The 24,713-nt window shown below is 51.1% G+C and carries 20 protein-coding genes and 2 pseudogenes; 7 read left to right on the top strand and 15 right to left on the bottom strand.

Going from position 1 to position 24,713, the window contains the following annotated elements; genetic code table 11:
- Positions 1-20 precede the first annotated feature (20 nt).
- The gene (metE, locus tag EQV96_RS11410; RefSeq protein WP_095001422.1) at positions 21-2,333 is read right to left on the bottom strand and encodes a 5-methyltetrahydropteroyltriglutamate--homocysteine S-methyltransferase; all 2,313 of its coding nucleotides are present in this window, start codon (positions 2,331-2,333) and stop codon (positions 21-23) included.
- Positions 2,334-2,440: 107 nt separating this feature from the next.
- Between metE and metR the strand changes: the two genes are divergently transcribed.
- On the top strand, positions 2,441-3,358 hold the full coding sequence (gene metR, locus EQV96_RS11415) for a transcriptional regulator MetR (RefSeq protein ID WP_095001423.1): 918 nt from the start codon (positions 2,441-2,443) through the stop codon (positions 3,356-3,358).
- Positions 3,359-3,410: 52 nt separating this feature from the next.
- Here the strand turns inward: metR and EQV96_RS11420 are convergent, their stop codons facing one another.
- From EQV96_RS11420 to EQV96_RS11430, 3 genes are read right to left on the bottom strand one after another with little or no spacing between them, the layout of a single operon-like run.
- Positions 3,411-3,923, bottom strand: a complete 513-nt coding sequence (locus EQV96_RS11420) for a GNAT family N-acetyltransferase (protein WP_095019472.1) — start codon at positions 3,921-3,923, stop codon at positions 3,411-3,413.
- Positions 3,924-3,935: 12 nt separating this feature from the next.
- Positions 3,936-4,574 (bottom strand): LysE family translocator, encoded by a 639-nt coding sequence (locus tag EQV96_RS11425; RefSeq protein WP_095001425.1) that lies wholly within the window; start codon positions 4,572-4,574, stop codon positions 3,936-3,938.
- The gene (locus EQV96_RS11430; protein ID WP_095001627.1) at positions 4,574-5,011 is read right to left on the bottom strand and encodes an NUDIX domain-containing protein; all 438 of its coding nucleotides are present in this window, start codon (positions 5,009-5,011) and stop codon (positions 4,574-4,576) included. The genes EQV96_RS11425 and EQV96_RS11430 overlap by 1 nt, the downstream gene beginning before the upstream one ends.
- A 307-nt stretch (positions 5,012-5,318) precedes the next feature.
- Between EQV96_RS11430 and EQV96_RS11435 the strand changes: the two are divergent.
- Positions 5,319-5,549 (top strand): annotated as a pseudogene (locus EQV96_RS11435) (FMN-binding glutamate synthase family protein); the annotation flags it as partial.
- 655 nt (positions 5,550-6,204) lie between these two features.
- On the opposite strand, the gene EQV96_RS11440 reads toward EQV96_RS11435, so the two are convergent.
- Positions 6,205-7,734, bottom strand: coding sequence for a nucleotidyltransferase (locus EQV96_RS11440; RefSeq protein WP_203304659.1), 1,530 nt, complete (start codon positions 7,732-7,734; stop codon positions 6,205-6,207).
- Positions 7,731-8,291 (bottom strand): SLATT domain-containing protein, encoded by a 561-nt coding sequence (locus EQV96_RS11445; RefSeq protein ID WP_203304658.1) that lies wholly within the window; start codon positions 8,289-8,291, stop codon positions 7,731-7,733. Before EQV96_RS11445 ends, EQV96_RS11440 begins: the two co-directional genes overlap by 4 nt.
- A gap of 559 nt (positions 8,292-8,850) precedes the next feature.
- Between EQV96_RS11445 and EQV96_RS11450 the strand changes: the two genes are divergently transcribed.
- From EQV96_RS11450 to EQV96_RS11460, 3 genes are all read left to right on the top strand, one after another.
- Positions 8,851-10,164, top strand: a complete 1,314-nt coding sequence (locus EQV96_RS11450) for a nucleotidyltransferase (RefSeq protein ID WP_203304657.1) — start codon at positions 8,851-8,853, stop codon at positions 10,162-10,164.
- The gene (locus tag EQV96_RS11455) at positions 10,161-10,811 is read left to right on the top strand and encodes an SLATT domain-containing protein (protein ID WP_203304656.1); all 651 of its coding nucleotides are present in this window, start codon (positions 10,161-10,163) and stop codon (positions 10,809-10,811) included. Before EQV96_RS11450 ends, EQV96_RS11455 begins: the two co-directional genes overlap by 4 nt.
- Before the next feature lie 139 nt (positions 10,812-10,950).
- Positions 10,951-11,568, top strand: a complete 618-nt coding sequence (locus tag EQV96_RS11460; RefSeq protein ID WP_203304655.1) for a 3'-5' exonuclease — start codon at positions 10,951-10,953, stop codon at positions 11,566-11,568.
- Between the two features lie 494 nt (positions 11,569-12,062).
- On the opposite strand, the gene EQV96_RS11465 is transcribed toward EQV96_RS11460, so the two are convergent.
- From EQV96_RS11465 to EQV96_RS11490, 5 genes are all read right to left on the bottom strand, one after another.
- Positions 12,063-12,272 carry a hypothetical protein gene (locus tag EQV96_RS11465; RefSeq protein ID WP_048350899.1) on the bottom strand — a complete coding sequence of 70 codons (210 nt, stop codon included), beginning with the start codon at positions 12,270-12,272 and terminating at the stop codon, positions 12,063-12,065.
- A 369-nt stretch (positions 12,273-12,641) separates the two neighbouring features.
- Positions 12,642-14,207: a PAS domain-containing methyl-accepting chemotaxis protein gene (locus EQV96_RS11470; RefSeq protein WP_133075647.1), complete on the bottom strand. Its 1,566-nt coding sequence runs from the start codon at positions 14,205-14,207 to the stop codon at positions 12,642-12,644.
- 288 nt (positions 14,208-14,495) lie between these two features.
- Positions 14,496-16,028, bottom strand: a complete 1,533-nt coding sequence (locus EQV96_RS11475) for a diguanylate cyclase (protein ID WP_240882043.1) — start codon at positions 16,026-16,028, stop codon at positions 14,496-14,498.
- A gap of 802 nt (positions 16,029-16,830) precedes the next feature.
- Complete coding sequence (locus EQV96_RS11485) at positions 16,831-17,253, bottom strand: DUF6691 family protein (protein ID WP_240882044.1); 423 nt, start codon at positions 17,251-17,253, stop codon at positions 16,831-16,833.
- Between the two features lie 2 nt (positions 17,254-17,255).
- Positions 17,256-17,690: a YeeE/YedE family protein gene (locus tag EQV96_RS11490; protein WP_019822702.1), complete on the bottom strand. Its 435-nt coding sequence runs from the start codon at positions 17,688-17,690 to the stop codon at positions 17,256-17,258.
- 472 nt (positions 17,691-18,162) lie between these two features.
- Between EQV96_RS11490 and EQV96_RS11495 the strand changes: the two genes are divergently transcribed.
- On the top strand, positions 18,163-20,037 hold the full coding sequence (locus EQV96_RS11495; RefSeq protein ID WP_240882045.1) for a DUF294 nucleotidyltransferase-like domain-containing protein: 1,875 nt from the start codon (positions 18,163-18,165) through the stop codon (positions 20,035-20,037).
- A gap of 2 nt (positions 20,038-20,039) precedes the next feature.
- A complete protein-coding gene (locus tag EQV96_RS11500; RefSeq protein WP_019822698.1) occupies positions 20,040-20,762 on the top strand; it encodes a 3'-5' exonuclease in 723 nt (240 codons plus the stop codon).
- 90 nt (positions 20,763-20,852) lie between these two features.
- Here the strand turns inward: EQV96_RS11500 and EQV96_RS11505 are convergent, their stop codons facing one another.
- The 4 genes and pseudogenes from EQV96_RS11505 to EQV96_RS11520 form a co-directional block, all read right to left on the bottom strand.
- The gene (locus tag EQV96_RS11505; RefSeq protein ID WP_095023404.1) at positions 20,853-22,517 is read right to left on the bottom strand and encodes a BCCT family transporter; all 1,665 of its coding nucleotides are present in this window, start codon (positions 22,515-22,517) and stop codon (positions 20,853-20,855) included.
- A 188-nt stretch (positions 22,518-22,705) separates the two neighbouring features.
- A complete protein-coding gene (locus tag EQV96_RS11510) occupies positions 22,706-23,164 on the bottom strand; it encodes a hypothetical protein (protein WP_240882046.1) in 459 nt (152 codons plus the stop codon).
- Positions 23,164-23,280, bottom strand: a pseudogene (locus EQV96_RS11515) (glycoside hydrolase family 19 protein); the annotation flags it as partial. The gene EQV96_RS11510 and the pseudogene EQV96_RS11515, both read right to left, overlap by 1 nt.
- Before the next feature lie 417 nt (positions 23,281-23,697).
- Positions 23,698-24,063, bottom strand: a complete 366-nt coding sequence (locus tag EQV96_RS11520) for a histone-like nucleoid-structuring protein, MvaT/MvaU family (protein WP_095019784.1) — start codon at positions 24,061-24,063, stop codon at positions 23,698-23,700.
- Between the last annotated feature and the right edge of the window lie 650 nt (positions 24,064-24,713).

Raw genomic sequence — 24,713 nt, forward strand, 5'->3', positions numbered from 1 at the left:
AGGGAGAGGGGCTATTGATCTCAAGCGGCTTGCAAGCGTAGTTGCCGTGCTGCCGCCACCATGTTGATCAGTGCCGCTTCAGTCTCGGCCCAGGCCCGGGTTTTAAGGCCGCAGTCGGGGTTGACCCATAGCCGCTCAGCGGGAATACGCTGCGCTGCCTTGCTCAGTAACTTGATCATCTCGGCCGTTTCCGGCACCCGTGGCGAGTGGATGTCATACACACCCGGGCCGATGTCGTTCGGATAGTCGAACGCTTCAAATGCATCAAGCAGTTCCATGTCCGAGCGCGAGGTTTCGATGGTGATCACGTCCGCGTCCATCGCGGCAATCGACTTGATTACATCATTGAACTCGCTGTAGCACATATGGGTGTGGATCTGGGTTTCATCCCCCACACCCGAGGCACACAGACGGAAGGCTTCCACCGCCCAGTCCAGGTATTCCTGCCACTGTGCTCGGCGCAACGGCAAACCTTCACGGAACGCGGCTTCGTCGATCTGCACGATTTTGATCCCTGCCTGTTCCAGATCCACCACTTCATCGCGGATCGCCAGAGCCAGTTGTTGCGCCTGTACTTTGCGCGATACGTCTTCGCGGGGGAAGGACCACATCAGCATGGTCACCGGGCCTGTCAGCATGCCTTTCATCACCTTGTCGGTCAGGCCCTGAGCGTACTTGATCCACTCAACAGTCATGGCCTGCGGGCGGCTCAAGTCGCCGAAGATGATGGCCGGTTTTACGCAACGTGAACCGTAGCTCTGTACCCAGCCGTATTGGGTGAACACATAGCCGTCCAGTTGCTCGGCGAAATACTCGACCATGTCATTGCGCTCGGCCTCGCCGTGTACCAGTACGTCCAGACCCAAACGTTCCTGGACCAGTACAGCGTTGCGGATTTCGCTGTGCATCGCGTCGGTGTATTCGCTGGTCGACAACTTGCCTTGTTTGTAAGACTGACGCGCCAGACGAATCGAAGCAGTCTGCGGGAACGAGCCGATGGTGGTGGTCGGGAATGCCGGCAGATTCAAGCGGGCACGCTGCACTTCGATCCGTGCAGCAAAGGGTGACTGGCGCTGGCTGTCGGCGTCGGTGATCGCTGCAATACGGGCTTGTACGGCGGCCTTGTGAATACGTGGCGAGCTGGCCCGGCTTTGTTGTACGGCGCGACTTTGGGCCAGGGCTTCTTGTACCTTGGGGTCTTGCGGGATATTCAGCGCATCACGCAGCACTGCAATTTCAGCGCACTTTTGCTTGGCGAAGGCTAACCAGCTTTTCAGCTCGGCATCCAGTTTGGTTTCGCGGTCCAGATCCACCGGGCTGTGCAACAGCGAGCAGGAACCGGCTACCCACAGGTTATCGCCAAAACGCTCTTCGGCTTCCTGCAGTTGCGCCAGGGCGTTTTCCAGATCGCAGCGCCACACGTTGCGGCCATTGACCAGGCCCAGGGACAACACTTTGTAAGTCGGCAGGCGGTCCAGAATGGCATGCAACTGGTCGGGAGCACGCACCAGATCCACGTGCAGGCCATCCACCGGCAGGCCAACCGCCAGGCCGAGATTGTCTTCCAGGCCGCTGAAGTAGGTGGCAACCAGCTTCTTGAGTGGCGAGTATTGAAGAATGTGATACGCGCGTTCAAAGGCGTTTTTCCATTCCTGTGGCAGGTCGAGCGACAGAATCGGCTCGTCGATCTGTACCCATTCCACGCCCTGCTCAGCCAGGCGGGACAGGATTTGAGCGTAAACCGGCAGCAGGTTTTCCAGCAGGTCGAGCTTGTTGAATTCGTTGCCTTTGGCCTTGCCCAGCCACAAGTAGGTCAACGGGCCAATGATCACGGGTTTGACCTTGTGGCCCAGCGCCTGTGCTTCTGCCGTTTCTTCAAACAGCTCGTTCCAGCTCAGATCAAAGCGCTGGTCCTGACTGAATTCCGGTACCAGATAGTGGTAGTTGGTATCGAACCATTTGGTCAGTTCCTGGGCATACTGGCCTTTGCCGTGCTCAGCACCGCAGCAGCTCTGACTGGCACCGCGAGCCATGCCAAACAGGGTATCCAGGGTTGGCTGGCGCTGCTCGTCCAGGGTGCTGGAAAAACGCGGGGGGATCACGCCGAACGTCAATGAGTGGGTCAGCACCTGGTCGTACCAGGCAAAGTCACCGACCGGCAACAAATCGATGCCTGCGTCTTTTTGCAACTGCCAGTGGGTGGCACGCAATTGGCGGCCAACGTCTTTCAGCGCGGCCTGGTCAATATCACCCTTCCAATAGGCTTCGAGTGCTTTTTTCAGCTCGCGGTCTGCGCCGATGCGGGGGAAACCAAGATTGTGTGCCAGGGCCATAACAACATTCCTTCGTGTAAGTAATGGCACTATTATCGACACCCGCCACAACATGAGACAAACTCAACGTTTTCGTGTTGATCATCAAAGTTACTCATGGAGCCACTGTGCTGGAAATTCGTCACCTCAAAACCCTGCACGCGTTGCGCGAGTCAGACAGTCTGGTCGAAGCAGCCGAACGCCTGCACCTGACCCAGTCCGCTTTATCCCACCAGTTCAAAGAGCTTGAAGAGCGCATGGGCATGCCCCTCTTTGTGCGCAAAACCAAACCGGTTCGCTTCACCAGCGGCGGCTTGCGCCTGTTGCAACTGGCCGATGCCATGCTGCCCCTGCTGCGCGGTGCCGAGCGCGATATCGCACGTCTGGTTGGCGGAACGGCCGGTCGTCTGCATATGGCGATTGAGTGCCACAGCTGCTTCCAGTGGTTGATGCCGACCATTGACCAGTTCCGCGATGCCTGGCCCGAGGTCGAGCTGGATCTGGCATCCGGTTTTGCCTTCGCACCCTTGCCGGCACTGGCCCGGGGCGATCTGGATCTGGTGGTCACGTCCGACCCGCAGGAAATCGCCGGGCTGACCTATGTGCCGCTATTTACCTATGAAGCCATGCTAGCAGTGGCCAATCAGCATCCATTGGCCAGCAAGCCATTTATCGTGCCTGAGGATTTGAGCAGCGAAATTCTGATCACTTACCCGGTGGAGCGCGATCGCCTCGACATCTTTACCCGCTTCCTGGAGCCGGCCGATGTAGAACCTGCGCAGGTTCGCACCTCGGAGCTGACAGTGATGATGATGCAGCTGGTAGCCAGCGGCCGGGGAGTCTGCGGGATGCCGCACTGGGCGCTGCATGAATACAGCTCACGGGGTTATGTGAAGGCCAAACGCCTGGGCGAGAAAGGCCTGTTTGCGACACTCTACGCCGCGATTCGCGCCGACATGCTGGATGCACCTTATATGCGCGACTTTTTGCTGACAGCCAAGGACACGTCATTTTCGACGCTGGATGGCGTGAGTGCGGTTCGCTGACAACGGCAAGGCAGTTTGGGAGCGGGCTTGCCCGCGCCCACCCAGAGCCCGGTCAGCTCTCTTCTATATTGACCAACCGGCGCATATGCACCCGGTCGTAATAGGCCTCCCCCACCCGAATTGCGCAGTCTTCCAGCCCAGACTGTGCAAAACCGCAGCGCTGGTACAACGCCAGTGCAGCATCGCTGTTAGCGCTGACCGTCAGTTCGATCACCTTGGTTTCGGGCTCTTGCTCAGCCAGTGAAACCACCGCCTGCACCAGATGCTCCCCCAGCCCTTGCCCACGAAAAGCCTGCGACACATACAAACCAAACAACGTGGTCTTGTGCCGGGCATCTTCCCAGGGTTCGAATGCCAGGCCGACAATGCCCACCAGTCGGGAATCGACAAAAGCACCGAACAGGGCGCTCAGTTCATCGTCCAGTTTTGCTTCCCACCAGCTCAGCGGTAACTTCTCACGTTGGGTTATGGAGGATACAAAAGCCTCGGGGTGCTGCGCATAAGCCTCAAGCATCAGTTGGCGATAAGCCTTGGCGTTTGCGGGTTCAAGCAGTTCTATAGCCATTACGGGTCCAGGTCATACGGTTTTACGTTGTTCCAGCATCAGCCTCACCGCCAGTGCGGCCAGCACACCGCCCATCACATAGCGCTGCACGGCCAGCCATAGCGGGTTGCGTACAAACCACACGGCAATACCGCTGGCAAACAGCGCGATCAGCAGGTTAACCGTGAAGCTGACGCTGATTTGAGTCAGACCCAATACAATACTCTGAGTGAACATCGAACCGTGTTCCGGGTTGATGAATTGCGGGAAAACCGACAAATAGAACACCGCCACCTTGGGGTTGAGTACGCTGGTCATAAAGCCCATCGTCAGTAGCTTCGGCATGGCATCCGGCGCGAGGTCCCGGGCTTCGAACGGTGAGCTGGCACCCGGGCGTACAGCTTGCCAGGCCATCCACAGCAGATACAGGGCGCCCGCCCACTTGAGTGCCTCATAGGCCATCGGTACAGCCATAAATACCGCCGTCAAACCCGCAGCGGCGGCAAACATGTGCACGAAAAAACCCGCCACCACCCCGAGCAACGATGTGACGCCTGCCTTGCGCCCCTGGCAGATGGAGCGCGAGATCAGGTAGATCATGTTCGGCCCTGGCGTCAGCACCAACAGCAGGCAGGCCGCAGCAAAAATCAGCAATTCATGGGCTGGAATCATCAGGCCGTCCGGGACTGCAAGGCATTGCGATAAAACGGCAGGACCAGATCCCGGGTCAACGGCGCCAGTACCAGGCCGCCATCGCCCTCGGGGTCGATCCACTGCACTTCTTCAATTTCTGCCGCTGCCACAACGGGCTGACTGATATGCACCAGGAACAGCTCGGCCTGTACCTCAAAACCCGGTTCGTTGACCGCAGGGGCAGCGAAATGGCCCAGCCAGGTCGCGCTGGCCGGGTCGATCACCAAAGCCAGCTCCTCTTCCAGCTCACGGGCCAGGGCGTCGACCGGCTGCTCACCGGCATCGATCTTGCCGCCGGGTTGCATAAAGGCCTGGGTGCCGCGCTTGCGCACCAGCAGGGTCCGCCCATCGAGGCCAATCACTACGGCAGCGGCAATACGAATGATTCTGGAGGTTGCGGGTTCAAATGAGGTCACGGATTTCGGCCAACAAAACAGTAAGGTCAAGAAGGATTGCACGACCCAACGCCCCTGAAAATACACAGATGTCACTTTTACCCGAGCCTTCTGTATGAAGTGCCCGACTTTGGTCGGGATGCTGCCACAGATGAAATCCCGTTCAATGAATAATCTGACAGGGAGTTGGCATTTGCTTGATAGATGACCAACACTCCCCCCAGCAAACCTCCGACTCAAAGAGAGGGTTCTATTGTCCTTTTTCTGTTCTTGACCACGCCAGGCATCACCGCCCGGCGGAACAGACCAGCCTGAAACAGGAAACCGTATGAGCCTGTCACTGTTAAGCCGTTATGCGTTTTTTGCATTCTGCGTCATCTTCACCCTCGCCAGCCTGCCCTTTATGCACCATGAGTGGCTGTGGCCCTTCACGGCCGTGTCACTGGCCTTGAGCCTGCTGGGGATTTTCGATTTGCTGCAAAGCCCCCACGCCGTGCGTCGCAACTACCCGATCCTGGGCAATATTCGCTATCTGGTGGAAGCCATCCGCCCAGAAATTCTCCTCAGATCACTAACTGTACTATCGACCACAAGAGGCCTAGCCTTGTTGCTCTTTAGGATGCCTACTCGTTAGTACACATACTAAAAACATTACTAAGCTGCGGGTAACGTAGTACGGTCAAAAAAGCACGGGCGTACGGAAAAATCCCTTTACCTACACATTTTTAGCTAGAAATACGTTTAAGTAATCGACCTGCCCCACCCACCTGTAGCGTTAAGAAGGATATGTAACTGGTCACTGAAATCCCTTCCGCCGTCAGGGGTAGTATCGAATTCCCCAGTCAGAAAAACTCATGCCAACAGCTTGGTAACCCTGGATGAGGCGTGGAATCAGATCTCTCAGGGGCGAAGCCAGAATCACAGAAGTTCAACACCCAGGCACATGATGGCTAACGATGGATGGACGGCGGGATCGTCCAACGATCAGGGCATATGGCTTCATGGAATCAGTAACAATACCGAATGAACTCGATCACAAGCGAGGGCGAGTGCACATTGTGATCGACGGGATATCCGGTGCTCATGACGCCTGAGTGAGCGGGTATCAAGGTTGATAGGCTTCGTGCGGCCAAAAACTCGAAAGCTCGGCGCTCCGTAGAAGTCGTTGAGCTCTTCTTTTTAGGCTTCCGTCATTCCTCCACACTGCGCTCCTCTCAATGCTGAATTTCCACCACGAATAGGCCGCTACGAGCAATGCAGTAGTCCCCCTTCACGATAAAGCACTCGATAGTGTGAGTGCCCGCATAACCTGCGTGTTCCTCTTTCCAGAGGCTTCCCATTTCGGTTGTGGAGCTTTCAAAGCCCCCTCTAAGATCCTTTGCATTTGCAGCCTCACGTCCCGTGTTTACCACCTGCCAATACACAGTGTATGGAAGTGTCACGTCTGTGGACGCAATGAACTCGAGAGTAGAACCCTTACTAATAGGCCGCCCGCTGGACACGAGCAGGGTACGAAACCCGTTCAAGGATGACCGAGCTAAGATCGTAACCTTTCCACCAAGGATTTTCGGCCACGTGGTCGGTTTTCGGTGTGGCGCATCAGCGAGCCTTTGGGTCGGATTTTTGCGCTTGGCTATCGACCTAACTACTGCGGATTGGCTCCTGGTATGTGCTGCGCTCTCGACCAAAGTGCGCCCCATGCGAGGAGCAAGAATATCCATGACCGATTCCATGTCGCTTTGATGCACAGCCTGGGAGAAATCCGACCTAGCCGTCTCTAGCCAATCATAAAATCCCTGTTTTAGTTCCGGTTCGTTCTCCCAACTGTCAGCAAAATTTTCGCGAGGGTTAGATGGGTTTTCAATCCAGAACACCCCATCCTTTTCTCGAATGTACTTATCCATTGAGCTTAGGATGGATAATAGTGCTCCACTGACTGAACCTTCCTGGTTGTAAGCGTGGGCAGCAAGAGTGCTGATGATGATAGAGGATGGTCGGCCATCCTCTAATTCTGAGAAGCACATATCGCGATGGCGTTTCAGCAGCTGTATGGCGGCCTGTAAAGGCGTTTTAACACGGAATGCGGGAATGTCTTCCACATCTGCCTTCGCCTCAGCCAGCATCATTGCCCGGCGCCGTTGGTCAAAAACCGGCTTCATCCGCGCATAGAACCAGTCAGCGTAGCCCCTTGGATTGCTAGAGGGCCAATCATCAGAACGGACTTGGTAGTTTTCATGAGTACGGTCAGTGATTGAGATTGAAGCCTCAACATGGGCGAGGCTAATCATCCGCTGCTCGCGTAAAGCCCGCTGCCGATCCGCATCAGGCACGGACGGAAGTAAGTCCATGTGGAATTGCGCAGTATCCGCGTAGTTGAGTGTCCAGCATCGATCCCAGCCCAGCGGCGCTTGCATACCATGTCGCCTTGCATAGGCGACAAGCTCGGTACCGAGAGCGTCGTAAACGTCCTCTTGCGTATTGAGCGCCTTACTCAGATCAAACTCGAATACGACGTCGAGATCATAGTCCTCCTCACCGTTCACCGGGCGAATGACTGTGCCAAGCCTAAATGACCCTTGCGTATAAGCCTGAATGTCGATCCCGAAAAATTTAGACTCCCGCCTCTCCAACCAATCACATACGGAGCGGTAACTACGATCAGCTGCTTCGTAGCGTTCAGGCGGGATGTCCAAGGCCTTCGCCAGATCGCTGATGAAAAGATCGCCGGAGGTTGCCAGGCTCACTGCTTGCCTCCTTTGCGAAGCGAGGGAGGCACAAAGCAATCAATTTCCTGCTCTGAAAAGGTGTATTCCTCATTGAGCTTCAAGGCTTCTTGCGCTTTGAGGTAGGCTTTGCCATTAGTCTGAGGAGCACCTTTATAAATAGTGGCGAGCTTTGCCTGAAGGTCATCCCTTCGTTTTGCGCCAAGCTCGTAGGTGATTTGACCCGCCTTGATATCGGTGAGTAACGAGAGGTAGGACTCACGGATAGGCCAAATGCTTCTCGCCGCATCCCGGTGTTTTTGTGCCGTACCACCAGGATCGAACCCCTTCATGTAGCCAGAAATTACCAATGTGGCAACTGAACATACTGCAGTGAAAACCTTTACCCACTGCGGCTCGAATAATGTGGCGGCAATAGCACCAGAGGCCGTTAGAGCAGATACCACTAGCTGAGCCACCTTGAAGGAGCCTAGCTTGTCCGCACATGAATCGGCCATCTTCTCGTGGGTCTTGTGAGTGTAGACCGCACGCCCGAAGCACTCCCGCACCTGGCCTTCCAAGTGCATCAAATCATTCATCAAGAATCTGCTCCAGAGGCATACTTTCCAGCGTCGGTAAGTAGCATGCTGACCGCTGTCTAGCAAGCTTCGCCGTGCAAGGGAAATCTCGCAGAAAACGCCGTGCCACTCCCCCTTTAGCGGTCAGCGTTGATGAGGATTTTTTTATTGCTCATCCCGAGGACGGAGAATCAAGGGCCGCTTTTCACCGAAAAAAACAACATGTTGTGTTCGTACGTTTCGCAATGCATGGAACAGTACAAAAAATATACAGCAATCATTTTTTGTCCGACTCAAGAAAAACATCAGTATTTTCTTTACGTTAAACGAAAAAAAGTCCAAAACTTATTCACAAAACCTAATAGGTTTCTACAGGGAAATCACCTTGCACTTCACATGCAAGTTGGCATATCTTGTGTCTGGCTTATCTAGTGAACTGGAACACTTTTTACTACTACCGGTTGCCCTCCCCACCTCGCGGTTGAACGACGGCTACTGAATTCTTTTTTTGACTAAAACTGGAAAGCAGCTACATGCTGCGTCTGGCCTTATGTTATGGACAATCTAAACCGAGACTGCCATGTCAACTGCAACTAATTTCCGCACTTTTTTTGACAATATAAAAATCACTAACCACGAAACTATCGAGACGCGTTACGGTGAGATCACTTTGTCTCTCAACAAGCGGTTCCGTGGCCTGGAGTCTCGTTCAAGATACAACCTACAAGTCGGATCGTATGGTCGCTGGACGGCAATCAAGGGCATCTCGGATCTCGACATGTTGTACATTATGCCGCCATCCGAGTGGGCGACCTACAACAAAGTCGGTGGACAGTCGAGCCTTCTAACAGATGTCAAAAATACATTGCTGAAGCGTTACCCTAATACAAACATCTACGTCGACCGCTTGGTGGTATGTGTTACATTCGCGAGCTTCCACATCGAAGTTCAACCCGTATTCGAACAGCTGGACGGGAGTTTCAAATATCCGGATAGCTATAACGGCGGATCTTGGAAGATAACTAAACCGCGAGAAGAGATCGAAGCCACCAAGAAAACTAATGACAACAACAACGGCAACCTTCGCTATCTTTGTAAGATGATCAGGGCCTGGAAAAACAAACATGGCCTGGGCATCGGTGGCTTACTGATTGATACGCTTGCTCATAACTTCTTAAACTCTAACAGCACTTACGCTGACAAAAGCTTCGGGTGGCATGACTGTATGATCCGGGACTTTTTTCTATACGCCTCTGATCTTCCAAATCAAGACTATTGGGCCGCACTGGGAAGTCGTCAACGCGTTAGCGTAAAGCAGAAATTCCAAAAAGCTGCAAAGAAGGCATATGAACTCTGCCTGAATGCTATCGAGGCGGAAGCTAAACCGTATGAGGGCGATCGTTGGAAAAAAATATTTGGGCGAGACTTCCCTAGTACTAGAGACCAATTGTTCAAAGCTGCTATGGAAAGCGTGAGTTCGAGTTCTTACCGCTTCCGGAATACAGAACAGTTCATTGAAGATATTGCTCCGGTGGATATCCGCTATCCGCTTGCGATTGACTGTGATGTAATTCAAAACGGATTCCGAGAGCGCCTATTAAGCGAGCTGATTTCACTGGGCAGCCCTCTGATGGCTCGTAAAAAACTGAAATTTCACATTACGAATAATAGTGTACTTCCACCATATGAGATCAAATGGAAGGTCTTGAACATTGGCGAACAAGCTGAAAAGCGTGATTGCATCCGAGGTCAAATCTTTGATGATGCAGGTTACGAAACAGTCAATGAGTCAACTACTTTTAAAGGTGATCATGCAGTGGAATGCTACATTCTCAAAAATGGGGTAGTCGTGGCTCGCGATCTAGCCCTTGTGCCTATAAGTGAAACCATATGAACAAAGCAGCTCTTTTAAAATGCATCGCCGAGACCGGCTACAACGTCGGTTTCGGCGGAAGAAAACATTGGGCAACTTATGATATTGTTGACAAGGTTCCAGGCCTAATTGCTTTTTTCTCTACTGCCATGGGCATATTTGCCCTAGTCAATGACTCATTATCCGCAAAAAACATATCTGCAGCACTTACAGTGCTTGGAGTGATAGGCATCTACATTTCTGTCTACGACTCAAAAAAAGGCGCTTACGAGGAAACCGCTGCAGCTATAACCAAAATGTTTAACGCGCTTCGAGATCTTTATCGTACAGTTGAACACAATCAAGATGAATCCAAAAACACTGAGTTTCACAATCAGCTCAAAGACATTGAATCCGACTACTACTCGAAATCAATGAGTAAACAAATACTATTTAGTGATTGGTATGCTCACTACAAATTTTTCTGGCAATACCAAATCGACTGGGTAGCCGAGCAGAAGAAATTCACGTTCTGGCGCGATAAAATCCCACTTACAGGCTGGATCGCCATATGCGCTATTATTGGAATGCTATGCTGGCAATTACTCGAAACAATGGACGCAATCAAGTTGTGCTATGAAACATTAACATCTAAGCCTAACAGTCAATTGATAATCAAACAAAGCTGATCTAGGCTTTGTGCTTAACCCTTGATCCGAATCATGCGATCTGGCTTGTCAGTGAACCGATGCATATCAACGCCTTCAGAGCATCGCTATATGCACCTTTAGATGTACCTTTGAGAGATCACGTTAGGACATCAATGCCATGATCATTGAAGCAAAGCTCCTTTACCTCCAAGCCATCAAAAACCTTCTCGCGCCACACCGTTACCTCTATTGCGTAGATCTCGAGGCAACCTGTGATGAGGTAGAGGATTCGGAACAACTAAGGCCGCTAGCAGTCCCCCCTGATCAAATGGAAACGATCGAAATTGGCCTGGTGGTGATCGATTTGGAAACGTTTGAGGTCGTCGATGAGTTCCAGCGCTTCGTTCGACCTCAGATCAATCCTATCCTGACCGCTTTCTGTAAAAAACTTACGTCAATTCGTCAAGAGGATGTAGATAGCGCACGAAGCTATGTGGAGGTTGGCCAGGAGCTAGGAGCGCTTATTGCGCGATATCCAAACGCTGCTTGGGCATCGTGGGGTGACTATGATGCAAGGCAGCTTGAGCGAGACGCAGGTTTTGCTGCATGCCCTCCCCTACTCGAAGGCTTGACCCATTTCAATGCTTGGAAATGGCATGCAGGCTTGTATGACAATCGGCCAAAATCACTTAAGCAAACTGTAGAGTCGTTGGGCTTGATTTGGATGGGTACCTATCACCGTGGGATAGACGATGCTAGAAATGTGGCTGCCATCGTTAAGGAAATGCTTAGCTGATTGATGAGCAGGGCCCATTGGGCCGAAGGATTGACCTCCCCGTTGACGTGACTTCATACCACAGCCTAGCGATGGGCAAGCGATGACTCGCACACAGAATGATTTGAACACAACCTCTCCTCTCCCCGCCAACGAGGTCTCCCAGGTGCTGACTGACGTAGCACTCGGCAAACGCATCATGATGAGAAGCTCTATCCAGTCATGGAATGAGATCTATCACGGCCTCATGCCCGTGGAGATTGATGGCTGGCAGCTCACACTCTTCAACGACTGTGACACCCTGGACTACTGCGAGTACTGCCGATCGCCTGATGGCAGAGTCGGGACACTTGAGCTCTGGCAGCGGGAAGGAGCTGATCCTGTCGACCTACTGGGTGCTTGGGAACGTGAGCAGCTCGAACGTTTACTAGCCGCGCTCTAAGCCCGTACGCAAATAAATCGCTCCGGCTTTTCTAGACACTCTCCAAGCTCGCATTTCTCAAGTGTAATCCATTCTAGTGAAGCGTTATGAAGTCAGCACCAGCCGCTAAAAGCTGATAATCGGTTACTGTCTGGACTAGCGAATCAGCCAATATTTTCAGTTGATCAATTTCTTCTTGAGGGCGGCCTAAAGTTTTAGCCTCGCGATAAAGACGCAGAGCTTCTAAGGCCTCTAAGATCAACGGCTCGCCAGCCTCAGTCATTCCCAGAATTGTCCTCTTCATCAATACCCGCCCTCTCAGTAGTCAAATCAGTATAGCGGTTGCCCACCGGCAGTCAGCCTCGACCCAGAGCTGTCGCTGGCCAAAGACAGTTATCGGTCACTTGCATGCTTCCTTGCGCTGTAACCTGCCAGTCAGCTCGCGGTATTTACCACGTGTAAGCACGAGTCACATCGGTAACTGGGCGAAGGCTTCTGACAGAAACCGGGACACTTTTCGCTCAGCATGGGAGAGGGTTAGCTGATTGGCACCGCTATCAACAAGCCCCTCTAAACCTTGGATTTGCTCTCGCAAAACCTTGAGATCAGAGCCAGGCTAAGAGCGCAATTGAGAGCCCGCACAGAGCGGGCTTTTGTAGAGAAGGTTCGTTTGTTACCGGTTGAATCGTTCGACCAATGAGTACTGGGTCGTCGCTGTTTGAGTTAATTCTTTGCTGAGCTCTGCCGAGCTTCTTGCTTGTTGAGATGTTTGATCTGCAAGATTTGCGATGGTCGTAATGTTGCGACTAATCTCCTCTGCAACGGCAGTTTGCTCTTCAGTCGCTGCGGCGATCTGGGTGGTCATATCAGTAATGTGAGCTACCGCATCACTAATACCGACCAATGCCTTGTCAGCTTCTAGTACCCAGGCGACTCCTTCTTCAGCTTGGCGATGTCCATTCTCCATGGTTTTAACAGCACTATTTGACGAGGTTTGCAGCTTGGAGATCAGGCTATGAATTTGAATAGTTGACTGAGTGGTGCGTTGTGCCAACTGACGCACCTCGTCTGCAACCACAGCAAAGCCTCGGCCCATATCTCCAGCACGTGCAGCTTCGATCGCGGCATTCAAAGCAAGCAAGTTGGTTTGATCGGCAATACCTTTAATGACATCGACAACCGTTCCGATTTCATTGCTGTCTTTAGCTAACTGTGCAACCGCTTGGCCAGTCTCTCCGACAACGATCGAGAGGCGTTGGATTGCCTCACGGGTATCTCGAGCTACATCACGGCCCCGCCCTGTTAGCTCATTGGCTTCTTGAGTAGCGCTAGCGGTTCTCTGAACGTGGGTTGCGACCTCCTGCGTGGTCGCAGCCATCTGACTAACTGCAGCTGACACTTGCTCAGTCTCGACTCGCTGACGTTCAAGTCCGCGCGAGCTATCTGAGGCAAGGTTATCCGACCTTTCAGCCAGACCAGTGAGCTGCTCTGCGGTGTCTTGCAAACGAGTAAGGCAAGTCTTGAGCCTCGATGTCTGGCTCACAAATGCGGTTTCAAGCCGCGCCTGTGGGCCGCGCTCATCGCTATACATCTGTGCAATTAACTGATCCGAGGTTGTGGGGTCAGCCATTTTCAACAGATGCAGCGCCCCTTGATTTTTCTGACGCGAAACAATCAACCCGAAGAGAACAGATATTAATACCGCCAAGGTTAATGCCAGAGAAGTACTGAAAAATACTCCCCCTAAGGAGCCCACTAGCCCCATAGCCAAAAGTGGTAGCCAGTCCATGAGGATAGGTTTCCATTTGTCACTGCTGGGGATAGCCGACTTGCCTAGGTTTAGGCGATTGTAAAGGTTCTCTGCGCGTCGAATTTGATCGGTCGTAGGCTTAACCCTGACCGATTCATAACCAATTACCTGGCTGCCCTCGAAAATTGGAGTGACATAAGCATTCACCCAGTAATGGTCGCCACTGCTAGTTCGGTTCTTTACGATACCCATCCAAGGCTGGCCCTGTTTGAGAGCGCCCCACATATGAGCAAATATGGCAGAGGGGACATCGGGATGTCGGACGATATTTTGGGGCGCGCCTATAAGATCTGACTTATTGAAACCGCTGATCTCGACAAAAGCATCATTGCAATACGTAATGACACCTCGTGCATCAGTTGTAGAAATAAGTTTTTGTTGCGCTCCCAAGGCAATCTCGCGCTGCGTGACCGGTTGATTGTTTCTCATTTAGATAGATCCCTTGCCCTGTGTCAAGGGTATCGGCAGCTAATATGAAAAGCTTAATAAGTATTTCCATAGGGTATTTTGCACCTGGTAATCCGTCTGCGCTCGGAATGCGGCCCATTGGCAACAACGAACAAGCTGCCACCAAACTCTATGAGTCCTCCATCGCGTCAACACGACCAAGGTGTAAAACAGCTCCAATAAATAGCCGCTTCGCGCAGGCTGTAACTTTCCTTGAAAAATAAAAGCCACGCCTACTTTATTCAATCCGCTTAACCTTGCCGCCAAACACTAAGAGTCATTTGTCGACAGTGTCGTAACTTGCGAAGCGTCATCATTACCACGAGCAGAACAGACCCTATTACGACCAGCTTGTTTTGCACAGTAAAGCGCATCATCCGCTCTAACAACTAACTTACTTGGGGTATCTCCCGAGGGCAGCGTAAATGCTACACCCATGCTAACAGTCACCCGAACTAGACCTTTACTTGTTGAAATCTTTGAACTTTCAATCGCCAGCCGTAACTTCTCTGCAACACCGACGGCGCTTGCCCCATCCGTACATGGGAGGATCACACCAAACTCCTCCCCCCCTAGCCGCCCAAAACTATCATGTGCTCGAAGTTCGGTGCAACACACAGCAACCACCTGTTTCAGAACAATATCTCCAATCGGATGCCCATACGTATCATTTACTTGCTTGAAATAATCAATATCAATCAATATCAAGCTTAACTTCGTACCGCAGGATTCTGAATCCCTGAACTCCTTCTCAAGGACTTCTAAAAAATGGCTCCTGCTCAGTGCGCCAGTTAAAATATCAACATTTACAAGTTCCCGAAGAGTTTTGTGAGCCTGCTTGAGGGCTTTTGCATCCTTCAAATGCTGCCACACGGTGGAATATATCAACAAAGCAAAAGACAGTAGCAATATCGTGACAGCACTTGCACAAAAAATTAGCACTCTATGACGCTTACCAGATGACATCAAATAATCTTCAGGTGAAAGCTGAACAAGAACAACCAAGCCGGCGTCTTCTAAACGACGGTATGCGGTCAAGCTCTCAGACCCATCGAATGCACTAATTCCTCTATACAGCCCTTCAGGCAACGCTTCCTTAACAAAATATGGCGCACTTTTCAAAAGCAATAGCTCGCCAAAATTAATAGCGCCACTATCCTTTGATGCCACTGCACGAGGAACACGATCCATACCTACAAGAGCAATCAAACCATTAGTCCCAACATTAATTTTTTTATAAAAATCCGAGAAGAAAGACATAGGGATTGACACTACCACGACCCCTGAGAACTTATCACCCTCAATTATTGGCCGAGTGAACTGTATAGACCAAATACCAGAAACCCTGCCAAACACGGGCTTACTAATAAATAACTTATCTTTTGAAGGGTTATCACGATGGACGCGAAAATGATCGCGACCACTCAAATCTACCGCGCCAAAGGCTGGGGCTAGCGACGAATAAACTAGCATCCCCTCCGGAGAAATCAGCGCAACTTGAGCAACCATGTTCCCATAAAGTACAAGTTCCTCTTTAACTATGCGCCCAAAATCATTACGATCTTTAACAGCATGCTCACGCAAATCTTGAGTTAAAGTATCTACAAAACGAACCACGCTTTGAACGTGCACATCGAATGCAACGGCAAGATTCATAGCATCACTACCCGCAGCTTTTTCTACCAAAACGTTCTCTTGATCAAGCCAAGCATGGAGCGTGCCCCACATAGGCACGAGCGTGATCAATAGAAACGCGATGGCTGCTAAGCCCGCTTTCGTTTTGGTAGCACGATGCTGGTACAATCTGAACCTCCATTACTGACCAATAGCCATTAAGATAACTATTCAGATTAGTGACATCATTCAACATACCTAGACACCTGAGCATCAGCTAATCAAAGTATCTGACTAGACCTTAAAAACAGAGCAGCACAATAGACTTGCTGCAACCTACAACCCTTTCGCCTAGAGTAATTATAGTACAAAAACCCGAACTACAGACTGAGGCTAAAGGGGCAAGCTCCTTATAGCGCTTTGTTTGGTTCGATCAACTAACTGGTTCAGAATCTAAAGACAGCACCTCCAAAACATGTTGATTCCATCACTCCTTTTTTTACTTGCCGATACTTCCTGGGTAGGTTTTCAGGGCGATCAGCCCATGGTCGCCGACGATTCGTCTAGCATGAGCTCGGTCAAGTTGGGCTCTATGGGCGCAATAAACCACGCCGCAGTTGTGGTCAGTCACAACCGGTTGTGGCGGTGACATCGAGTGGGACTGACAGCCGCAGATCAGCAGCAAAGCGGTCACGAAGGCGTGCTTGTTTGGTTTTTCAATCGGTCAGTTTTGGTTGTCAGATTCTGCGCGAGGGTCGAGTTGGGTATTGGAATTTGCAGCATAGTCCGGATCATTCAATCAAAAGCTAAACGCCATCAGCGAAAGTTTTATTCGGTTCCAGGCCAGCAAGAATCGCTCAGCGAAAATGAAGACTTGTGAATCGTTCAGCCCGGACATCAAATATTCATTGGCCGGAAATACGTGTTATCGATCTGGTCAGCAGGTTTGAGAGTCTGACTGTGCTCCCAGTATCGTGTCCACGGTTTCAGCCTAATCGGGTCGTGCGCTACGTTCTAATAGGTTAAACAAGTACATTCCGGCCAACATGGCCAATACGAATATGATGATTTGGCCGTGCCCTGTAAGCAGAATTGTTAACGCTGGCCCAGGGCAGATCCCCGCAAGACCCCAACCTATACCGAACAACAGGCTGCCGCCAATCAAGCGGGAATCCAACTCCCTTTTCATTGGAAACTGCATCGGGGCACCCAACAAGGATTGTTTGTTTTTGCGCGCCCAATTCAAGGGAATAATCGCCACCGCGATGGCCCCACCCATCACCAGTGCGAGTGATGGATCCCAGGCCCCGGCCAAATCAAGAAAAGCTAATACTTTGGCGGGATTCGCCATGCCTGCCAGGAGAAGACCAAGGCCGAAGATCAGTCCTGAAAAAAAGGCGGTCAACTTGATCATTTTCATGCTCCCACCACATGACGGATGACGTACACCGTTGCAAAGCCAGCAAACATAAAGCACATCGTTGCCGTGATGGATCGTGCTGAGAGTCGAGAGATCCCGCAAACGCCATGGCCGCTTGTACAACCAGATCCGTAACGAGTACCCACTCCGACAAGCAAGCCCGCAATGATCAGCGTCGGCCACCCTGCCTTAATCTCGATCTCTGGCATTACGGTAAACGCTCCCCACAACAACGGAGAAATTAGTAGACCAAGAAGAAATAACGCCTTCTCACTCCAACCCTCACTATCGAATCGCAGCACGCTTCCAAGCAGTCCACTGATGCCGGCGATGCGTCCATTCGCGAGAACAAACAAGCTAGCAGCCAGCCCTATCAAGGCGCCTCCAGCTAATGAAGTCCAAGGCGTGAAGTTGATCCAATCAATGCTCATTTTGCATCTCCTGCATATAAGTGGTGGTAAAAGACATGGATTTCAAAGGTGTCACCTGAGACTCTGAGCGCCCCCTAAAGGCGATCAAAGACCCTGTCGAGACCCGTATAGGATTTCAGCCCCTGAATCCGCCCCGGCTCTCCTAGAGATATCGAAGCCTCAAAAGGACACAAGATGAGGCAAGGTTCGATCAGTCCGCTTTTGGCTGGTTGCCGCATTTCAGGAGGGCCACCTCTAGGCGAATAGTGATTGCTGAACACCTCAGAAAGCCGGGGCGATTAATATTGATCCTCTAGGTATCGCAAAAATTACCGTACGCAGTTACTCAAAGTGGTTACAACGCATAACGTAAGTCAGCCACGAAGCTTGATCCTAGTCACCGGATGTGATGTGGTTGCCGATACAGAAAGACTATTCCCATTCGCCAACTATGGCGCTCGCGACTTTTATTTTTCCAGCATCACGAGGTTTCATGCAGATTGAGTTACAGGAGATTAGCGACCACCTCTATCGTTTCGCTCCTTTTGATGCCCTGCCAAAGGAGTCGGTAGACGCCATCGCTCGGCGAATTGAAGTGAGTTATTTCAAAGCCGGCAGTGACATTCTTGAAGCCGGTGCGACCATTCAGGATCTGCATTATGTTCGTAGTGGTGCGGTGGAGATTTACCGGCGTAATGGTGAGCTCTATGACCGTCTCGTCGAAGGTGACCTATTCGGTCAGGCAGGTCTGTTACGTAGCAACAAGGTACGCTTTCCCGCCCGAGCGTTGGAAGATAGCCTGATCTATTACATCCCTGCCGACGTTTTCGCTGACCTTTGTACGCAACATGATGCTTTCGCTGACTTCGTTGAAGCAGAGGGAAACTCGAGACTCAAAACTGCTGTTGAAGCTCAGGGGCGTGCTAGTGAGCTTATTCAGCTCAAATGTCGCGCCCTTATCTCACGTCCCTTGGTGTGGGTCACGTCAGATATCTCTGTCGGCGGAGCTGCAAAAATCATGACTGAGCAAAGTGTATCCTGCGTTCTAGTCATGTCTCCAGCAGGTTTAAAGACGGCTGAAATAGAAGGGATCGTCACAGATAGAGACCTTCGCACGCGATTTGTTGCAGTGGGCCTAAACGCTGACGAAACTCGTGCCAGCGACATTATGACAGTCGATCCGGTTGTAATTGGCTCCGATGATTCAGTTTTTGAAGCCATGCTTGTGATGTTGCGCCGCAATATTCATCACTTGCCGGTTGTGCACGATGGTAATCCAATTGGCCTTATAAACCTGTCGGATATTATCAGGTACGAATCGCATAGCAGTTTGTACCTGGTTAACAGAATCTCTAACCAGACCTCAGTTGAAGGCCTGAGATCACTTTTGCGTGACCTGCGAGGAACCTATATCCGCATGGTGCGTGACGGGGCTACTGCGCACATGATCGGAAGCGCGATTTCAGGTATTGGCCGTGCCTTTACCCAGCGTTTGCTTGAGCTGGCCGAGAAAAAGTTAGGCGCGCCTCCAGTGCCTTACTGCTTTATGGTTTTGGGATCAATGGCGCGTGATGAGCAGTTGTTAGTGACTGACCAGGACAACGCGTTAGTACTCGACGACAGCTTCGATCCGATCCAACACGACTCTTACTTCCGAGCCCTGGCAACGTTTGTTAGCGATGGACTGGCCGCGTGCGGTTACAGCTACTGCAAGGGCGGGGTCATGGCGACCAACGAGCAGTGGCGACAGCCTTTGAAGGTATGGCGAAGTTACTTCGATCAGTGGATCGAAAAACCTAATCCAACTACGTTGCTTAATAGCTGTATTTTTTTCGATCTGGATGGGGTTTTTGGCAAGCTTGAGTTGGTACAAGAGCTTAAAGACCTTTGCGCTCGAAAAGCCAGTACACACCCTGTATTTCTAAGCGCAATGGCTCGTATTGCCCTTAATCGAACGCCGCCATTAGGATTCTTTCGTACTTTTGTCGTTGAGACTGACGGACAGCAAAAAAGGATCATCAACCTTAAAGGGCGTGGCACGGCACCGCTGACCGACCTTATCCGGATTCATGCACTAGCATGTGGCAGTACCGCTCAGAATTCATTTGATCGCATGAATGCTATAGCCCGCAGTAAAGTCATTCCTCCAGAAGCATTAAAGCAACTTCGGTACGCACTAGAGTTCCTGTCGATGGTGCGTATTCGACACCAGGCGGACGCACTTGAACAGGGGGCATCACTCAATAACTACATTGAGCCCGAGCGCTTTTCTAGCAGTGAACGACATAACCTCAAAGAAGCGTTTCAGGTGTTGAGCAATGGCCAAAATTTCTTGCGATTCCGATATCCTTCAAAGGGCCGCTTTTAGCGATGAAAAATCTAAAAAAGCAGCCTGAAAATAGAGTGCTGGACTGGTCTGCCGAGTTCGAGACATTGGCGAAGATTTCGGTTAATCCTCTATTACGAAAGTTCTATCAAGCTGGCGCGGTTTCAGCGCTGGCACCCATTGAGAGCGTTCAACTGCTGGCCATGGACGTAGAGACTACCGGCCTTGACTCACAGTCCCACAGCATCGTGAGTATTGGTGTTATGCCGTTCACGCTTAATCGTATTTGTTGCGGAAATTCACTCTACTGGGTGATAAAACCATCGTCCGAACTGAATGAAAAGTCAGTGACCTTTCATCACATAACCCATGCCGAAATTTTAGATGCCCCTGTGTTTGCGCAGGTGCTTGATCCTTTGCTTGAAGCCATGGCGGGCAGAGTGATTGTCGTCCATTACCGGAATATTGAGCGCGCCTTCTTGGATCAGGCAGTGCGTAGGTATTTAGGTGAAGGCCTTAAGTTTCCAGTAATCGATACGATGCAGTTAGAGGCACACTTCCATAGGCAAAAAATTAGCTGGTTCGGCCGACTGATTGGACGCAAGCAACAGTCCATACGGCTGGCAGACAGTCGCTCTAGGTTGAACCTGCCGGCTTATCACGCTCATCATGCATTAACCGATGCTCTCGCGACTGCCGAGTTGTTGCAGGCGCAGATAGCAACTCACTACTCGCCACTCACACCTGTCGGTGAGTTATGGAATTGAACCAAGTTAATAGCTTCAAGGTGCAAGCAGATAGATATGTTACACCTTGAAGCTTGAGGTCAATCTTACCTATAGCCTAGCTCATACTGACTAGCGAGGCTCAGACATTAGTCCTTTCACTAGAGAGATACACCCTATCATTAGAACTATTGCGAAAGGCAACCCCGTGGATACTGCCATTGCCTGCAGTGCCACCAGACCGCCCCCCAATAGCAGAGCAATCGCAATCACGCCTTCGATTACCGCCCAGAACACCCGTTGAGGAACAGGCGCGTCAACCTTGCCTCCAGCTGTGATGGTATCGATCACCAATGAGCCGGAGTCAGAGGAAGTAATAAAGAACACTATGACCAGAATAATACCTAGGAATGAGCTGATCTCCTTGAGGGGGAGCTCTCCCAGCATGGCGAACAACTTCAGCTCTAAGACCGCGTCCTTGACTCCCATAAGGCTTTGAGTGGTCACTTGGTCAATTGCCGTACCGCCAAACGTAGTCATCCATAATACAGAAACTACTGAAGGCACAAGTAGAACAGAAATCAGAAACTCTCTGACAGTTCGCCCACGACTGACGCGAGCGATAAACATGCCTACAAATGGTGACCAACTGATCCACCAAGCCCAGTAGAAGGCAGTCCAGCCTTGAGTGAACTCGATATCAGTACGTCCAAATGGGTTTGAGAGCGCAGGCAAATATTCAACATAAGTCACCAGATTTTTAAAGAATCCGGTGAAAATAGCCAGGGTCGGCCCCACAATGATGACGAACACCAACAAGAGCAGCGCAAGCCCCATATTGATCTGGGAAAGCATTTTGACGCCCTTGTCCAAGCCGGAAAGGACTGACCAAAGAGCGATTATGGTGATCCCAACAATCAGTACAACCTTGCTCAGATTCGTCGATTGAATTCCGAAGAGATATTCAATCCCTGCAGCAGCCTGTTCTGCGCCAATCCCTAAAGAGGTCGCCAAACCAAATAGCGTGGCAAATACCGCTAGTATATCGATGATATGTCCCGGCCATCCCCAGACACGCTCACCCAATAGTGGATAAAAAATTGAGCGTATTGAAAGCGGCAAGCCTTTATTATAAGAAAACAATGCTAAAGACAGCGCCACAATCGCGTATATAGCCCAAGGATGGAGTCCCCAGTGAAAGATGGTAGCCGCCATCGCCAAGTCAGCAGATGCCTTCATATCACCTTCGGCACCTCCTAGGGGCGCCCAATCCGTGCGTAAACCGCTCGCATCGACTGTCACACCTCCCATTGAAGCCGCGTAATGCGACATGGGTTCGGCTACCCCATAAAACATCAACCCAATGCCCATCCCCGCAGCAAAAAGCATTGAAAACCAACCGACGTAACTATGGTCTGGTTTGGCATCTCTACCGCCCAAACGAACCTTGCCCAGCGGAGAGAAAATAAGTGCAATGCATAGCAAGACAAAAACGTTCGCAATGCTCATGAAGAGCCAGGCTAGATGGCTGGTTAGCCAGTTTCGAATGGAGCTAAAAAGGGGTTCTACTTCATTCTGCAATGCCAGCGTCAAAATCACGAATAGTAAAATGGTGGCTGCTGAAATGATGAAAACTTTACCGTGGATATCGAGTGAGAACGAAAACTCTCCCTTGATGTTGTCTTGACCAATGACATAGTCAGTATCGATAAGATTGGCCGCTCCAGTAGGAGCAGGAATGCCTTCACTGGGTTGAGAAGGTGTGTTTGGACTATCATCCGTAGGCTTTCCAACCATAAGATTCCCCTTTTGAGATTCACGTCATAAAACGTGTAATTATCATTATCCCCGCTGTTCCTATGGTAAAACGAGATTTTAGCCAAGCTATCCTAGCAAGCTTTGGGAACAAATTTTCTAAAACCTCAGCTCTTTTGACTTCTTACCAGAGACTTCTCTCGCGTAGCCTTTGCAGGCTTGCAACGCGATTAGTCCCTAATCGCCGTCGCCGTAGACTCCGATAATTCGTTGGGCATGCGCTGGAACAAGTTGGGTTCTAAGGGCACCATAAGCCATGCCGCCGGCACCGGTGGTAGGTTGCAATGCGTCACAACCATTCGTAGCTCCGTCGAGTTGGACTTAAAGCCGCTGGTCGGCAGTAGCAAGCGATCACCCAGGCGTGATTGTTTGGTTTTTGCATCGGTCAGAGTTCGGCAATAGGATCGGTCACTGGCTGCCAGCGATTGCTCCAGCGTAAGGAACTTGCCCTGCTCTGCCAGAACCCGCGTGGGGCTGGCATTGGCCAGAAGGGTGAACTTGGTTTGGTGGGCAGCTTCCTTGGCGACCAATTGCTCATCGTAGGCGTGGCCTGCCACGGCCATGCAGTTCACGCGCTGCCCACCATCAGGGCAAGGATGATCAGCAGCACCCAGCACCGTATCCGCCATCACGCCAACACCTTGAGCGCTTGGGCATACAACGCTTGCCGATCGGCCACTCCATTCTGGTCACCATTGATGCGCTGGGTGATCCTGTCGAACTGACTAGTGTCGGCAAAGGTGTTGTCGGTCTCTTTGCCAACTAGCCCCGTCGGTGCGATTAAACGCTTGTGGCTCCGGTCGTGCCTAGGGATATTCTCTAGCTCTCAGCTTAAGTAATACAAACACTCATCCACGCACGGAACTATGAACTGGGGGGGGCTGTTTTTAAAGTCGATGTCGCTAATACGACGGGGAAAACCGTCCTTGTTTATCAGGTTATTGTTTTGATACTCAGCAGGGGCGGTCAGGATGGGTCGTAATCTGGGGGAGTTGGCTAACACTAAGCTTCTATGGCCAGAAACGCACAGATTTCAGCGTCAGATAGGAGTTACTCAAGAGCCTCTGGAGATGCTTGAATTCTCCGCCGAGAAGATCAACCACCTATCTCAAATAACATACAAAAAGGGCCCTCGAAGGGCCCTTTTGTACTCAAACCAAAATCACTTGGTCAGCCAGGACTCAACGGTATCTGAGCCGTGTTCTGCCTTCCACTCCTTCAGACCTTTGTGATTCCCACCTTTGGTTTCGATGACCTCGCCAGTGTACGGATTTTTGTAGACCTTCACCTGACGTGGTTTACGAGTGCCAGCTTTGGATTTCACTACTGGAGTGCTGCGGCCAGTCTGAGGATCCAACAAGTTGATGATGTTAGACAGGCTGTAACCGTATTCAGCAAGCAGAGCGCGCAGCTTCGATTCAAACTCTATTTCCTTTTTGAGGCCAGCATCGCCTTTCAGTGTTTCGAGAGCCTCGAGTTGTTCGGCAAGATGTTTTTCGAGTTGGCGAAACTCAGCAAGTTTGGACATGTTTAATCTCTACGTAGTTAGTCCCATAACAATACACCAACTTTGGAGTTTTCCGCCAATCGTTTAGGTATAAGATCCATGAGTAACGATCACGAAGACGCGCACTGTGGAGTCTGGGCTCACACTCTAATTTTATTCGTTCCCTGTCAAAAGCGAAGTATTGAGGTCAACATCTTTGTGGCATGGATGTGTCTATGAAACTAGGGGTTATTCAGGATGATGTGCTGAGTATTCTGAGATTTACCCAGCAGCTGCAGACGCGGCTGTGCTTTATAGGTCGGTTGAGCAAGGGCGAATCGCGACTTACTCCGCTCACGCCGAGTATCTCACTAGCGAGATACTGAAAATCATGCCCGTCGGGACATTGCCGACCAATTTTAAGGGTTCCCGTCTTGAGGCAGATTTGGGTATGTAGATCGGACACCGGGCCCAGCCCAAGCAGGCCTTTTAAATCCACTGAATGTCCAGTCACGCCTCGGGCTACTTCAACGGCTTCTTGTGGATTGACCTGCTGACTAAGGTAACCATCGCCCTGCCTCTGCCCAAAGTCGTCGGTGTGTGTGTAAATCGATGTAAGCGCCTCCTAAAACAGGCATATTGGATTGTAGAGCGTAGCCACAGTGTTAATTGGCCAGTACAGCAGCTATTTT

This window comes from Pseudomonas sp. TMW22080 (assembly GCF_022496745.1).
In the GTDB taxonomy this organism is placed as follows: domain Bacteria; phylum Pseudomonadota; class Gammaproteobacteria; order Pseudomonadales; family Pseudomonadaceae; genus Aquipseudomonas; species Aquipseudomonas bubulae.

Excerpts from the sequence above, each read along its gene's own strand:
- EQV96_RS11505 (WP_095023404.1), bottom strand. The coding sequence starts at position 22,517 with ATGGTTGGAAAGCCTACGGATGATAGTCCAAACACACCTTCTCAACCC.
- EQV96_RS11420 (WP_095019472.1), bottom strand. The coding sequence starts at position 3,923 with ATGGCTATAGAACTGCTTGAACCCGCAAACGCCAAGGCTTATCGCCAA.
- EQV96_RS11500 (WP_019822698.1), top strand. The coding sequence starts at position 20,040 with ATGAAAAATCTAAAAAAGCAGCCTGAAAATAGAGTGCTGGACTGGTCT.
- EQV96_RS11485 (WP_240882044.1), bottom strand. The coding sequence starts at position 17,253 with ATGATCAAGTTGACCGCCTTTTTTTCAGGACTGATCTTCGGCCTTGGT.
- EQV96_RS11425 (WP_095001425.1), bottom strand. The coding sequence starts at position 4,574 with ATGATTCCAGCCCATGAATTGCTGATTTTTGCTGCGGCCTGCCTGCTG.
- EQV96_RS11490 (WP_019822702.1), bottom strand. The coding sequence starts at position 17,690 with ATGAGCATTGATTGGATCAACTTCACGCCTTGGACTTCATTAGCTGGA.
- EQV96_RS11445 (WP_203304658.1), bottom strand. The coding sequence starts at position 8,291 with ATGAATGATTTGATGCACTTGGAAGGCCAGGTGCGGGAGTGCTTCGGG.
- EQV96_RS11455 (WP_203304656.1), top strand. The coding sequence starts at position 10,161 with ATGAACAAAGCAGCTCTTTTAAAATGCATCGCCGAGACCGGCTACAAC.
- EQV96_RS11470 (WP_133075647.1), bottom strand. The coding sequence starts at position 14,207 with ATGAGAAACAATCAACCGGTCACGCAGCGCGAGATTGCCTTGGGAGCG.
- EQV96_RS11460 (WP_203304655.1), top strand. The coding sequence starts at position 10,951 with ATGATCATTGAAGCAAAGCTCCTTTACCTCCAAGCCATCAAAAACCTT.
- EQV96_RS11520 (WP_095019784.1), bottom strand. The coding sequence starts at position 24,063 with ATGTCCAAACTTGCTGAGTTTCGCCAACTCGAAAAACATCTTGCCGAA.
- EQV96_RS11465 (WP_048350899.1), bottom strand. The coding sequence starts at position 12,272 with ATGAAGAGGACAATTCTGGGAATGACTGAGGCTGGCGAGCCGTTGATC.
- EQV96_RS11510 (WP_240882046.1), bottom strand. The coding sequence starts at position 23,164 with ATGGCGGATACGGTGCTGGGTGCTGCTGATCATCCTTGCCCTGATGGT.
- metE (WP_095001422.1), bottom strand. The coding sequence starts at position 2,333 with ATGGCCCTGGCACACAATCTTGGTTTCCCCCGCATCGGCGCAGACCGC.
- EQV96_RS11495 (WP_240882045.1), top strand. The coding sequence starts at position 18,163 with ATGCAGATTGAGTTACAGGAGATTAGCGACCACCTCTATCGTTTCGCT.
- EQV96_RS11450 (WP_203304657.1), top strand. The coding sequence starts at position 8,851 with ATGTCAACTGCAACTAATTTCCGCACTTTTTTTGACAATATAAAAATC.